This window comes from Mesorhizobium sp. M0077, assembly GCF_040322955.1.
In the GTDB taxonomy this organism is placed as follows: Bacteria; Pseudomonadota; Alphaproteobacteria; order Rhizobiales; family Rhizobiaceae; genus Mesorhizobium.
In genome coordinates this window covers 392,786-406,072 of record NZ_JAMYUL010000005.1, presented here as the reverse complement: position 1 = coordinate 406,072, position 13,287 = coordinate 392,786, and the positions used below count along the sequence as shown (strand labels likewise).

General features: G+C 63.0%; 11 protein-coding genes and 2 pseudogenes. 10 read left to right on the top strand and 3 right to left on the bottom strand.

The genetic code is table 11. From position 1 onward, the window contains the following. Positions 1-102: pseudogene (locus NKJ57_RS14005) on the top strand (IS481 family transposase); the annotation flags it as partial. Here NKJ57_RS14005 and NKJ57_RS14000 read toward each other — a convergent pair. Together NKJ57_RS14000 and NKJ57_RS13995 are read right to left on the bottom strand one after the other, a co-directional pair. Beyond that, positions 99-410 carry a BrnA antitoxin family protein gene (locus tag NKJ57_RS14000; RefSeq protein WP_023683487.1) on the bottom strand — a complete coding sequence of 104 codons (312 nt, stop codon included), beginning with the start codon at positions 408-410 and terminating at the stop codon, positions 99-101. The pseudogene NKJ57_RS14005 and the gene NKJ57_RS14000 sit on opposite strands and share 4 nt — an antisense overlap. Next, positions 397-652: pseudogene (locus tag NKJ57_RS13995) on the bottom strand (BrnT family toxin). Before NKJ57_RS13995 ends, NKJ57_RS14000 begins: the two are co-directional and overlap by 14 nt. A gap of 179 nt (positions 653-831) precedes the next feature. Here NKJ57_RS13995 and NKJ57_RS13990 point away from each other — a divergent pair. From NKJ57_RS13990 to NKJ57_RS13950, 9 genes are all read left to right on the top strand, one after another. Continuing rightward, positions 832-2,817: a CocE/NonD family hydrolase gene (locus NKJ57_RS13990; RefSeq protein ID WP_352511127.1), complete on the top strand. Its 1,986-nt coding sequence runs from the start codon at positions 832-834 to the stop codon at positions 2,815-2,817. A gap of 154 nt (positions 2,818-2,971) precedes the next feature. Further along, complete coding sequence (locus NKJ57_RS13985) at positions 2,972-4,558, top strand: ABC transporter substrate-binding protein (protein ID WP_023671387.1); 1,587 nt, start codon at positions 2,972-2,974, stop codon at positions 4,556-4,558. Positions 4,559-4,574: 16 nt separating this feature from the next. Next, entirely contained in the window at positions 4,575-5,534 is a 960-nt protein-coding gene (locus tag NKJ57_RS13980) for an ABC transporter permease (RefSeq protein WP_023671388.1), read from the top strand. Between the two features lie 9 nt (positions 5,535-5,543). Beyond that, positions 5,544-6,368, top strand: coding sequence for an ABC transporter permease (locus tag NKJ57_RS13975; protein ID WP_023671389.1), 825 nt, complete (start codon positions 5,544-5,546; stop codon positions 6,366-6,368). Further along, positions 6,368-8,023 (top strand): ABC transporter ATP-binding protein, encoded by a 1,656-nt coding sequence (locus NKJ57_RS13970; protein ID WP_023671390.1) that lies wholly within the window; start codon positions 6,368-6,370, stop codon positions 8,021-8,023. The genes NKJ57_RS13975 and NKJ57_RS13970 overlap by 1 nt, the downstream gene beginning before the upstream one ends. Before the next feature lie 64 nt (positions 8,024-8,087). Beyond that, positions 8,088-8,927, top strand: coding sequence for an alkaline phosphatase family protein (locus tag NKJ57_RS13965; protein WP_352511126.1), 840 nt, complete (start codon positions 8,088-8,090; stop codon positions 8,925-8,927). A gap of 287 nt (positions 8,928-9,214) precedes the next feature. Next, positions 9,215-9,781 (top strand): sigma-70 family RNA polymerase sigma factor, encoded by a 567-nt coding sequence (locus NKJ57_RS13960; protein ID WP_352511124.1) that lies wholly within the window; start codon positions 9,215-9,217, stop codon positions 9,779-9,781. 14 nt (positions 9,782-9,795) lie between these two features. Further along, complete coding sequence (locus NKJ57_RS13955; protein WP_352511136.1) at positions 9,796-10,464, top strand: anti-sigma factor; 669 nt, start codon at positions 9,796-9,798, stop codon at positions 10,462-10,464. Beyond that, positions 10,454-11,869, top strand: a complete 1,416-nt coding sequence (locus NKJ57_RS13950) for a S8 family serine peptidase (RefSeq protein WP_352511123.1) — start codon at positions 10,454-10,456, stop codon at positions 11,867-11,869. The genes NKJ57_RS13955 and NKJ57_RS13950 overlap by 11 nt, the downstream gene beginning before the upstream one ends. A gap of 25 nt (positions 11,870-11,894) precedes the next feature. Here the strand turns inward: NKJ57_RS13950 and NKJ57_RS13945 are convergent, their stop codons facing one another. After that, positions 11,895-13,241 carry an NAD(P)/FAD-dependent oxidoreductase gene (locus NKJ57_RS13945; protein ID WP_352511121.1) on the bottom strand — a complete coding sequence of 449 codons (1,347 nt, stop codon included), beginning with the start codon at positions 13,239-13,241 and terminating at the stop codon, positions 11,895-11,897. Positions 13,242-13,287 lie beyond the last annotated feature (46 nt).

The following is a 13,287-nucleotide window of genomic DNA, read 5'->3' as shown; positions in this document are numbered from 1 at the left end:
AAGGGCCTCACGCCCTTTGAATACATCTGCAAAATCTGGACAAAAGAGCCCGAACGATTCAGGCTCGATCCAACCCATCAAACCTTGGGACTAAACACCTAGCCTACCTTCGCGTTTTTCAGCACCTCGTTGATCCTGGCCTGCCAGCCCTTGCCGGTCGCCTTGAATTTACTGATGACATCCTGATCCAGACGGATGGACACGACTTGCTTAGGCTTCTCCACGGCTGGCCGGCCACGAGCACGCCTTATGCTCTCGAAAAGTTCTGGAAACACTTCCGCGAAAGGCCTGGCTTGCGCCAACTGTTCGTCTGTCGTCTCCGCATCGTCGGGATCATCAACAATTTGTCTTTGAATTTCCCCTTCCTCCGCATCGGTAAGCGGTCGAACACGCGATTTAGGATTGTTCATATACTGACCTTTCCTTTCGGCTGGCACGGCGCATCGAGATCACCGAAATCGCCTCCGAACCAAGCGGCTTGAAAATCACGGCCAGGATGATCTCTCCGAATTCGCCAATCGCCTTGAACCGGTCGGCCTTGGCTGGAAGGACGGTTGAAGTCGCAAAAAAACTCAATATCGAGTTCGGCAAAATCGAGACCCCGGCTGTCCAGGTTCGTCACGCGCTTTGGCTCATCCCAAACGATTTTCAGGCGAAATCCTCATCACGTTGGGTTCAGTTAATAAATGTAATACATTAATTATAATCCTGCAACATCAGGGCAAAACAATCGGGCTACATATCGTGGCGTCGTCGCGGCGACACCGGCCGTCGCCCGTTTGACTTCATGACATGCCCGCTCCATGCGTCACTGACATCCTGGAGCATCGCATGAAAACCATCACCGAATTTCCCCGCAAGGTCGTCGAATTCCCCGATATGGGCATCGTCATGCCGGATGGTTGCCGGCTGTCGGCGCGGGTTTGGATGCCGGAGGACGCCAGCAGCGATCCGGTGCCGGCGATCCTCGAGCACCTGCCCTACCGCAAGCGCGACGGCACCATCTTTCGCGATCAGCTGACGCATCCCTATTTTGCCGGCCACGGCTACGCCTCGATCCGCGTCGACATGCGCGGCAATGGCGATTCCGAAGGTCTGATGGACGACGAATATTCCGAGCAGGAATTGCAGGACGCCTGCGATGTGATTGCCTGGGCGGCAGCACAGCCCTGGTGCAACGGCAGTGTCGGCATGATGGGCATTTCCTGGGGTGGCTTCAACTGCCTGCAGGTGGCGGCCAAGCAGCCGACGGCGCTGAAGGCGGTGATCAGCCTGTGCTCGACCGTCGACCGCTACGCCGATGACATCCACTACAAGGGCGGCTGCCTTTTGACGGAAAATTTCGGCTGGGCCTCGACCATGTTGTCCTATTCGTCGCGACCGCCGGATCCGCTGATTGCGGGCGATAACCGCTGGCGCGACCTCTGGCTGACGCGGCTGGAGAACCAGTCTTTCCTTCTGCCGCTCTGGCTCAGCCATCAGCATCGCGACGCCTATTGGAAACGCGGTTCGATCTGCGAGGATTTCTCCGCGGTCAAAGCCGCCGTGCTGTCGATCGGCGGCTGGCATGACGGCTACCGCAACACGATTTCGCATCTGGTCACCAACATCCAGGCGCCGGTGAAGGGCATTGTCGGGCCATGGATCCACAAATACCCGCATTATGCCGAACCCAAACCCGCCATCGGCTTCCTGCAGGAGGCGTTGCGCTGGTGGGACAGCTGGTTGAAGGGCGTCGACACCGGCGTCGAGGCCGACCCGGACTACCGCGCCTATGTCATGGACAGTGTGCGGCCGGCGCGCTGGCACCCGGAGCGGCCGGGCCGTTGGGTGGCCGAACAGGAATGGCCGTCTCCCAACATCAAGGTCGGGGCGATCGAACTCATTGCTGACGGCGTCAGGCCGGCGATCGTGGCGACCCCGCAAAGCTGCGGGCTCGCCGGCGGCGAATATTTTCCCTTCACCTTTGGCCCGGAACTGCCCGGCGACCAGCGCCCGGACGATGCGCTGTCCGTCTGCTTCGATCAGCCTGTGCTTGCCGAGGCACTCGACATCGTCGGCGCGCCGGAGCTTCTCATCCGGGTGTCGTCCGATCGCCCGCAGGCGAACATCGCGGTTCGACTGTGCGACGTGCACCCCGACGGCGCCTCGGAACTGATCTCCTACGGCGTGCTCAACCTGACGCATCGTGCTTCGCACGAACAGCCGCAAGCGCTGGTGCCGGGCGAAACGGTTTCGGCGCGCGTTATTCTCGACCAGTGCGCCTACCGCGTGCCGGCCGGACACCGCCTGCGCATCGCTGTTTCCAACGCTTACTGGCCGATGATCTGGCCGTCGCCGGAGCCGGTGCGGCTCGACCTTTCAGCGGCGACGCTGAGACTGCCGCTGCGCCCGCTCGCAAAAAGCGACGAGACCTCATTCCAGTCTCCCGAAGGCGCAACACCCTGGGCAACCGCGACAGTCCGTGCAGCGAATTCCGAGCGTCACGTGGATCGCGATGAGAAGACCGGCATCGTCACGCTGTCGATCACGGATGATTTCGGAGAAGTGCGCGATCTCGCGCATGGACTGGCCAATGGCAGCATTGCCCGCGAGAGCTGGACGATCCACCCCGACGACCCGCTGTCTGCCTCGGGCCGCACGCACTGGACGCAGACCTTGTCGCGAAACGGATGGTCGGTGCGCACCGAGACGTCGGCTGAAATGCGCTGCGATGCGCAAAACTTCATCGTCAGCGCCAGAATCGAAGCCTATGAGGGCGAAACGCTGATTTTCGAACGCGATTTCGAAGAGACGATCCCGCGCGACCTGCTCTGAGCGTCCACCCGAATGGTCCAGTTGCGACGCACGATTTACGCCACGGCATGTCGCATTCCGTCTTGCTTACCGCTTTGCCTTCCGGTCAATATCCCTTTGGTAAAAACAAGCAAAAAACGACCATAAGGTCGAACCAACAGAGTGAGGAACTCAAATGTCTAACGAACTCGAATATCTGAGCCGGCGCGTTGCGTCCGGCAAGCTGAGCCGTCGTGATTTCCTCGGCCGCGCCGCAGCACTCGGCGTCACAGCGCCCTTCGCCAATATGCTGCTTTCCAGTGCGGCTCGCGCGGAAGGCCCGGTCAAGGGCGGCACGCTGAAGGCCGGCCTCGTCGGCGGCGAATCCACGAACAGCCTGGACCCGGCTTTGTTCATGACGCAAGTGCCGTTCGCTTTTGGCAAGATGTGGGGCGAACTGATCGTCGAGCTGTCTCCGGAAGGCAAGCTCGAGAACCGCATCGCCGAAGAGATCGGCTCGTCGGACGACGCCAAGGTGTGGACGCTGAAAATCCGCGACGGCGTCGAATTCCACAACGGCAAGACGGTGACCGCTGAGGATGTGGCGGCAACGCTCGAGCGCCATTCCGATGAAAAGTCGAAGTCCGGCGCGCTGGGCTACATGAAGGGCATCGACAGCATCAAAGCCAGTGGGAAGGAAGTCGTCCTGACGTTGAAGGAGGCCAACGCCGACCTCCCCTATCTCCTCAGCGACTACCACCTCATCGTCCAGCCCAACGGCGGCAAGGACAAGGCGGATGCCGGCATCTCGGCAGGACCCTACAAGGTCACCACCAACGAGCCCGGCGTGCGCCATGGCGGCGAGCGCTTCGCCAATTACTGGCAGGCCGACAAGATGGGCCATGCCGACCAGATCGAGATCATCGTTATCAACGACGCGACCGCGCGCACAGCGGCCCTGCAGGGCGGCCAGGTCAACATGATCAACCGCGTCGAGCCGAAGATCGTCGACCTGATCAAGCGTGTACCGGGCGTCACCATCCGCAACCATGCCGGCCCCGGCCACTATGTCTTCATCATGCATTGCAACACCGCGCCCTTCGACAACAGCGACCTGCGCATGGCGCTGAAGCTCGCGATCGACCGCGAAGAGATGCTGAACAAGGTGCTGCGCGGCTACGGCTCGCTCGGCAACGACTTCCCGATCAATTCGTCCTATCCGCTATTTTCCGAGATCGAGCAGCGCAAATATGATCCCGACAAGGCCAAGTTCCACTACAAGAAGTCGGGCCATGACGGCACCGTGCTGCTGCGCACCTCCGACGTCGCCTTCCCGGGCGCGGTCGACGCCTCGCAGCTCTTCCAGCAGAGCGCGGCCAAGGCCGGCATCAAGATCGAGCTCAAGCGCGAGCCCGGCGACGGCTACTGGAACGAGGTCTGGAACAAGCAGCCCTTCTGCGCCTCCTATTGGGGCGGCCGCTCGACCCAGGACCAGATGTACTCGACCGCCTATCTGTCGACCGCCGACTGGAACGACACCCGTTTCAAGCGTCCGGACTTCGACAAGCTGGTGCTGGCCGCACGCGCCGAACTCGACGAGACCAAGCGCAAGCAGATGTACCACGACATGGCCGTGCTGGTGCGCGACGAGGGCGGCCTGATCCTGCCGATGTTCAATCAGTTCATCGATGCGACAGGCGCCAAGGTCGGCGGCTGGGTAGACGATCCGCATCAGGAGCTGATGAACGGCTACGCGCTGGCGAAGTGCTGGCTCGAAGCCTGAGCCCGGCTTTGCGGATATGTCCTCACCCGTCGTGAAACTTGTGGCCCAGCGCGTTGCGCTGGGCATCGTCCTCTTGCTGGCCGTTTCGGTCCTGATCTTCGCCGGCACGCAGATCCTGCCCGGCGACGTCGCGCAAGCCATTCTCGGACAGTCGGCGACGCCGGAATCGCTCGCCAATCTGCGCGAGCAGCTCGGCCTGAATCAGCCGGCTTACATCAGGTATTTCCATTGGCTAGGCGGTGTGCTCACCGGCGATCTCGGCACGGCGATGTCGAGCGGCCAGGATATTGCCACTTCGATCAAGGGGCGGCTGTGGAACACGCTGTTCCTCGCCTTCTGGGCTGCGATCGTGGCCGTGCCGCTGGCCATCATCCTCGGCCTGATCGCCGTGCGTTACCGCAATGGCTGGGTCGACAAGCTGATCTCCGGCCTGGCGCTCGCCTCGACATCTTTCCCGGAATTCTTCATCGGCTATGTGCTCGTCTATTTCTTTGCCGTGAAGTATCAATGGTTCCCGGCCATTTCCACGGTCTATGACGGCATGCCGTTCGGTGAGCGCATGCAGGCGATCGCGTTGCCGGCCACCGCGCTGACGCTGGTTGTGCTGGCGCATATGATGCGCATGACCCGCGCGGCCATCCTCAACGTCATGCAGTCGGCCTATGTCGAGACGGCGGAACTGAAAGGCCTGTCGGCCTTCAACGTCATCCGCAAGCATGCTTTCCCCAATGCCATAGCGCCGATCATCAACGTGGTCATGCTCAACCTCGCCTACCTCATCGTCGGCGTCGTTGTGGTCGAGGTGATCTTCGTCTATCCCGGCATGGGACAATATCTGGTCGACCACGTCACCAAGCGCGACGTGCCGGTGGTGCAGGCGGTCGGCCTGGTCTTCGCCGCCGTCTATATCAGCCTCAACATCATTGCGGACATCGGGGCGATTGTCGCCAATCCGCGACTCAGACATCCGAAATAGGCGGCGGGCATGCTCGACATCAAACGCATCCCCATCCCCGCACTGATCGGCATCGTGCTGACAGCTATGTTCGTGCTGGCGGCAGTTTTCGCACCGTTGATCGCACCGTACGGCAATGCCGAAATCGTCGGCGATGTCTGGGAACCGATGACGGCGGCACATTTGCTGGGCACCGACAATCTCGGTCGCGATCTTCTGTCGCGCATGATCTACGGCGCTCGCATCACGCTGTTCATTGCGGTGCTGGCCACCGCGCTGTCATTCTCGCTCGGCGCCATCCTCGGCTTTTCGGCGGCGGTGTTCGGCGGCTGGTTCGACACGCTGCTGTCGCGCCTTGTCGATCTGCTGATGTCGATCCCGACCTTGATCATGGCGCTCGTCGTGCTTTCGGTGCTGCCGACCAACCTGGTGACGCTGATCCTGGTGATGGGCGTCCTCGACTCGACCCGCGTCTACCGGCTGTCGCGCGCGGTGGCCGTCGACATCAACGTCATGGATTATGTCGAGGCCGCCAAGCTGCGGGGCGAAGGCAGCGGCTGGATCATCTTCCGCGAGATCCTGCCCAACGCGCTTTCGCCGCTGGTCTCGGAACTTGGTCTGCGCTTCATCTACGCGGTGCTGTTCTTGTCGACGCTCTCCTTTCTCGGCCTTGGCGTGCAACCGCCGGATGCCGACTGGGGCGGCATGGTCAAGGAGAACAAGGACGGCATCGTCTTCGGTATCGGGGCGGCACTCATCCCCGCCGCGGCGATCGCAGCACTGGCGATTTCGGTCAATCTGGTCGCCGACTGGGTGCTCAACCGCACGACAAGCCTGAAGGGAGGACGCGGGTGATGGCTGACACAAAAGCAAAGCCCGGCCTGCTGCTCGATATCCGCAATCTGCGCATCGAAGCGACAGTGTTTCCGCCCGGCGAAGCGCCGAAGAACATCGTTTTGGTCCACGATGTCTCGCTGACGCTGGAAAAGGGCAAGGTGCTCGGCCTGATCGGCGAGTCCGGCGCCGGCAAGTCGACCATCGGGCTGTCGTCGATGGGCTATGGCCGTGGCGGCGTGCGCATCACCGGCGGAGAGGTGCTGCTCAACGGCCGCGATATCCTCAAGGGCGGCAAGGAAGGTTTCCGCAAATTGCGCGGCCGCGAGGTCTGCTATGTCGCGCAGTCGGCGGCCGCCGCCTTCAACCCGGCGCACAAGCTGATGGACCAGGTGGTGGAAGCAACGCTGCTGCATGGCACGGCGACACGCGCCGAGGCCGAGAAACGTGCCGTGGCGTTGTTCAAGAAGCTCAGCCTGCCGAACCCCGAAATCATCGGCGAACGGTTCCCGCACCAGGTCTCAGGCGGCCAGTTGCAGCGCGTGATGACGGCTATGGCGCTGTGTTCGGAACCTGACCTGATCGTCTTCGACGAGCCGACCACGGCACTCGACGTGACGACGCAGATCGACGTGCTGGCGGCGATCAAGGACGCCATCCGCGACACCCATGTCGCGGCGCTCTACATTACCCACGATCTTGCCGTCGTCGCCCAGGTCTCGGACGAGATCATGGTGCTGCGCCATGGCAGGCTGGTCGAATGGGGCGGCACTCGCCAGATCATCAAGGAGCCGCGCCAGGAATACACCAATGCGCTGGTCTCGGTGCATGAGATCGAGCATGCCGAGCAGAAGCCCGGCGCCGCGCCGTTCCTGTCGGTCAAGAACGTCACCGCCGCTTACGGCGGCAGCCACGTCAAGGTGCTGAAGAACGTCTCGGTCGACATCTATCCGGGACAGACGCTGGCGGTCGTCGGTGAATCCGGCTCTGGCAAGTCGACGCTGGCGCGCGCTATCACCGGGCTGTTGCCGCCCGAGGAAGGCACCGTCACCTTCGATGGCAGGCCGCTCGCCAACCGGCTTGCCGACCGGCCGAAGGAGGATCTGCGCCAGTTGCAGATGATCTATCAGATGGCCGACGTGGCGATGAACCCGCGCCAGACCGTCGGCACCATCATCGGCCGGCCGCTGGAATTCTACTTCGGCATACGCGGCCGCGAGCGCGACAAGCGCGTCGCCGAACTGCTCGACGAGATCGAGATGGGCAAGGGCTTTCTCGATCGTTATCCGGCCGAACTCTCCGGAGGCCAGAAACAGCGCGTCTGTATCGCCCGCTCGCTCGCCGCCAAGCCCAAGCTGATCATCTGCGACGAGGTGACATCGGCGCTCGACCCGCTGGTGGCCAACGGCATTCTCAAGCTGCTGCTCAACCTGCAGCAGCACGAGAAGGTCGCCTACCTCTTTATCACTCACGATCTGGCGACGGTGAAGTCGATCGCCGATTCGATCGCGGTGATGTACCGCGGCGAGGTGGTGCGCTACGGCGCCAAGAGCAAGGTGCTGACGCCGCCCTTCGACGCCTATACCGACCTGCTGCTGTCGTCCGTTCCCGAGATGGAGATCGGCTGGCTGGAAAAGGCGATCAAGGGACGGCGCATGGCGAGCGCGGGGAATTAGTAGGGAATTCGCGGCCTTTGTCGCGAAAACTTCCTTCAACGGCAAAAGCTTTCCGGAACCGCCCATGGCGCTCAAGACCAAACTGCTGCTCATCATTCTCGATGGCGTGCCCTACCGGAACTGGCGCCGGCTGATGGGCAATCTCGAGGGCTGGGTGCAGTCGGGCGAGGCGCAGGTGTGGAAGATGCGCTCGGTGCTGCCGTCGACCTCGGCCTGCTGCTATGCCTCGATCCACACCGGGGTTTCGCCGCAGGAGCACGGCATCCTATCCAACGAGAACCGTTTTCTCGTCAACAAGCCGGATATTTTCTCCGAGGTCAGCAAGGCCGGCGGCAAGACCGGCGCAGTGACGCATTCCTACTGGTCCGAATTCTTCCGTTCCAATCCGTTCGATCTGGTCGAGGACATGGAGTATGACGAGCCCAACGGACCGATCGCGCATGGCCGCTTCCACACCATGACCGGCTATAATGCCCGCAACCAGATGACGCCGAGCGATGTCGACCTGTTTGCGACGCTGACCATGCTGACCCGGCGCCATGATATCGACTACGGGATCCTGCACACCTGCACGCTCGATTCGATGGGCCATCGCTTCGGCCATGACTGCCACGAAATGGACCATGCCTGCTATGCGATGGACGGCATGCTGGCAGCCTTCCTGCCGGGCTGGCGGCAAGCCGGTTACGAGGTGATCGTAACCGCCGACCACGGCCAGACAGACCGCGGCCATCATGGCGGCCGCGACGATGAAATGCAGGATTTCGCGCTGTATTATTTCGGAGCCGGCAAAGGGCCGGATCCTGACACGCTGCTTGATCAGCTGCAACTGGCGCCGACGGTGCTGAAGCGGCTGGGTGTGCCGGTGCCGGAGACCATGAAGGCTAAGCCGTTTTTGGGGTGACGGAGGTCGTCGCTGAGCCGCCGTTCGCTACCCCCTCTCCCCGTCACTATACGGGGAGAGGGTAAGGGTGAGGGGCAGCGCTAACATCAAAATAAATACCCCAACGCCGGCGCCGCCCCTCATCCGCCTGCCGGCACCTTCTCCCCGTATAGTGACGGGGAGAAGGGAGACGCTCTGGCAACACTCCCTCTCTTCGGTTAGCTTCGCCAAAATTCCTTGGCGGAAGGATGAACCTTTTTGAACCTATCGGCGACAGAGCAGACAGGAGCCAGGCGGCTCGACCGGCCATGACGGCAGCGACCGAGACTGATCGCGCGCTTGTCGACCGGGTCGCGAAGGGCGACCGTGCCGCTGTTCGGCTGCTGTTCATGCGTCACCACGCGCGGGTCTACCGCTTCGTGGTGCGCCAGACGGGATCGGAAATGATGGCCGACGATATCGCAAACGAGGTCTTTCTCGAGCTGTGGCGCCAGGCGCCCGGTTTCGAAGGGCGCTCGGAAGTCTCGACATGGCTGCTCGGCATCGCCCGGTTCAAGGCGCTGTCGATGCTGCGCAAGAAAAAAGAAGACTGGATCGATGACGATGATGCGGCGCAGGTTCCCGATGGCGCCGACACGCCGGAAGTCGCCACCATGAAGGAAGACAAGGGCGCCGCTTTGCGGCGCTTCGTCGATGCTTTGCCGGAGGAACACCGCTCGGTGATCGACCTTGCCTATTACCATGGACAGTCGGTGAGGGAGATCGGCGAGGTGCTCGGCATCCCGGTCGCCACTGTCAAGACCCGAATGTTCTACGCCCGCAAGAAACTCGGCGAAGCCCTCAAGGCCGCCGGTTACGACAGGGGGTGGCCATGAGTAATCCTGAAGATATGAGCGCCGCTGGAAAAATGTCACGCCGTGACGAAATGGAAACGCTGCTGCCGTTCTACCTGAACGGCTCGCTGGAAGGCTCGGACCTCGAAGCCGTCGAGGAATGGCTGGCGTCCGATCCGGCGGCGACGGCGGCGCTTGGCGAGGCTGAGGCGGAATTCTCCGGCGCCGCCGCCGCCAACGAGGCGATCCGGCCACCGGCCGATGCGCTCAGCCGCTTTGCCAGGGCGCTCGACGCCGAAGCCGGACCGGTCCGCGCTCCCGCGGGCGGTTCCTGGCTGGCGCAGGCACTCGGCCGTTTCATGGCGGTGCCGGTCGGCGTCGCCTGGGCGGCAGCGGCGGTGCTGCTGGCGTTGGTCGTGGTGCAGTCCTACGTGCAGACCGGCGGCAAGAGCCATGATTTCGAGATTGCCGGCGCCGAGGATGATCTGGCGAAACTGCCGTTCGCGCTGGTCAAGTTCAAGCCGGATGCGAAGATGTCCGACATCGCTGTCTTCCTCGACCAGAACGCGCTGAAGATCGCCGGCGGGCCGGCCGCCTCGGGCGTCTTCCGCATTGCCATCCCGGTCAAGACCGGAGCAGACTACACCAGGCTCGTCGGCCTTATTGCCGCCCAGCCTTTCACGGAGACCGTGATCGAGGGAAGGAAACCCGTTGATGGCAGCTAGGGCGGTCATTCGATTTGCGGCGATCCTGGTGGCGGCGACGACAATCGTCGCCGTGCCGGCGTCGGCGCAGACCAATGATCCCAATGCCGGCCGGGCCGACTGCACCGACGCGGCCGGAGCGGCGGCTGCCGACTGCCCGAAAGACGGCAATAAGGCCAAGGGCGGCGCAGGCGAATCAGGCGCAGTTACCCTTCCGGCCCTGATCGTCGACCTGTTTCCCAACCCACCGGTTCCCGAAGCGCCCGTGCCGACGCCACGACCGTCAACGCCGCCTGCCGACACGCAGGCCGGGCCACCCGCCGGCGGGGCGATCGTTTCGCCGACCGATCTTGTCGCGACCGCGCCGCGGCGTGCCATCGCCGGCGAGTTCGTGCCCGACGAGGTGCTGGTGACCGTCGACGGCGATGCCGGCGCCGTCCAGCAGATCGCCGCCTCCTTCGGCCTTGAAGTGCGCTCGCAGCGCCAGTCGCGGCTGCTCGGCACCACACTGGTGCGCTTCGGCATTCCCGACGGCCGCCCGGTCGGCGCCGTGCTGGCGCAGCTGGCCGCCGATGGCCGCACCCTGCGGCGCGAGCCAAACCATATCTATTCGCTGCAGCAGGCGGCCGGCATCGTCAACTATGCCTTCGAGCGCATTCAGCTCGACAACAAGCAAGCCAGTGGCGAAAACGTGCGCATTGCCGTCATCGACACCGGCATAGACGACACCAATCCGGCGCTTTCCGGCGTCATTGCCGATCAGTTCGACGCCATGCCCAACGTGCCGGTCGAAAAGCGTGACCACGGTACCTCGGTCGACGGGCTGATCGCCGGCGTCGGCGCGCTCGAAGGCATGGCGCCCGGCGCCAGGATCTATCACGCCCGCGCCTTCGAGGACGGCAGGTCGACCATGGATGTCATCCTGTCGGCGCTCGACTGGGCGGCGGACCAGAATGTCAGCATCATCAATATGAGTTTCGTCGGCCCCAAGAACGATCTGCTCGCCACCGCCTGCCGCAATGCGCGCGGGCTCGGCATCATCCTGGTCGCTGCTGCCGGCAACAACGGGCCGAAGGCGCCCTATGGCTACCCCGCCGCCTATGACGGCGTGATCGCGGTCACCGCCACCGACGCCAAGGACGGGCTGATGCAGCAGGCCAATCGCGGCGCTTATGTCTTCATCTCGGCGCCCGGCGTCGAGATGGTGGCGCCGAGCGGCGCCGGCTCTGACGTCGTCACCGGCACCTCATTTGCCGCCGCGATCGTGTCCGGCGCAATCGCCAACCTGATCCACGCCTCACCCGAGCGCTCGGCCGACGATATCGAAAAGGCGCTGGCCGCCACCGCCAGGGATCTCGGTCCGAAGGGACGGGACAATGATTTCGGTTATGGGCTGCTGGATACGAAGGCGGCGGCGAACAAGTAAACCGGGCGAATTTCGCGCCACCAATTCAGAGCGCCGGACCCAGCCGGACAGGGCTGCCATCATAGAAGCGCGACAGCCGGAAGCGGCTGAGGTCGTGCCCGGTCTGGTTTCCCTGGATCATGTCGGCAACGACGCGGCCTATGCCAGGCCCGATGCCGAAGCCGTGACCGCTCATTCCCGTCGCGACGAAAAGACCACCGACGGCCGCCACATGATCCACGATGGGGACGACGTCGGGCATGGCGTCGATCATGCCGCCCCAGCCTGCCTTCAGGCGAACCGTCTCGAGCTGTGGAAAAAGACGTCCGAAATTGCGTTCTATCGAACGCAGACCGGCTCGTTCAGGGGGCGGGTTCAGCACCCGCATTTTTTCGAAAGGGCTGTGCGAATCCGGCGCCCAATCGCGCGGCGTCGACCAGGCATCGGGGTAACCTGACGGCGCGAACGGAAAGTAGCGTGTCCCCAGCGGATTGTCCCTCAGCGCGGGAAGGTATTTGGTGGCGTGCCGGAATGCGTCAGGTCCCAGGTAAAGCAAATGGCTGCCGCCCGCGGCGAGCGTATATCCGCCATCCTGCCTGCGCCGGAACGCGATGTGTTCGTCGGCGGCCGCACCTGCATAGACCTCAGGCATGGGCTCCGTTGCGGCTGCGGTTACTCTGACGCTGAGCTGGGGGATGGAGATGCCGTGTCTGCGCAAGAACAGAGATGACCAGGCGCCGCCGGCGACCAGCACGCTGGAGGCCTCGACATACCCCGCCTCGGTCCACACGCCCTTGATCTTGCCGCCTGAGATTTCGAGGGTTCGCGCCGCACAATTCTCGACGATTTTGACGCCTTTTCGCGCGGCGAGCCGGGCAAGTGCGGGCACCGCCAGCCAAGGCTCCGCCCGCATGTCGGAGGGCGTCGTCATCGCGCCCTTGAATTTGCGCGACATGCCTTTGACGAGCTTCGCGGTTTCATCTGCGTCCAGCAGGCGCGTGTCGAGTTCATGCATCGCTGCGATCTTCATGAACTCCTCGAAGCCGGCCATGTCCTTGTCGGAGTTCGCCAGGTAGGTCACACCTGTCTGGGTCAGGCCGATGTCTTCGCCGCACTCCTCAGCCAGCTGCCGCCACAGGCGAATAGCCTCGATGACGACAGGCAGTTCGTCCGCGTCTCGCCCCTGCTTTCGGATCCAGCCCCAATTGCGCGACGACTGTTCGGCCGCAACGCGTCCTTTTTCCAGCAGCGTCACCGGGATGTTCCGCTGTGCCAGGAAAAGCGCCGTCGTTACGCCGATGATGCCGCCACCGACAATGACCACCTCCGACGTTTTCGGCGGTGGACCAGGATGCTGGATTGGATCCGTTTCGGAGAACGGGAATGTGGGCAAGTGGCGCACCCGGGGGATTGGTTGATGGCCCTACTGGTTGCCATCC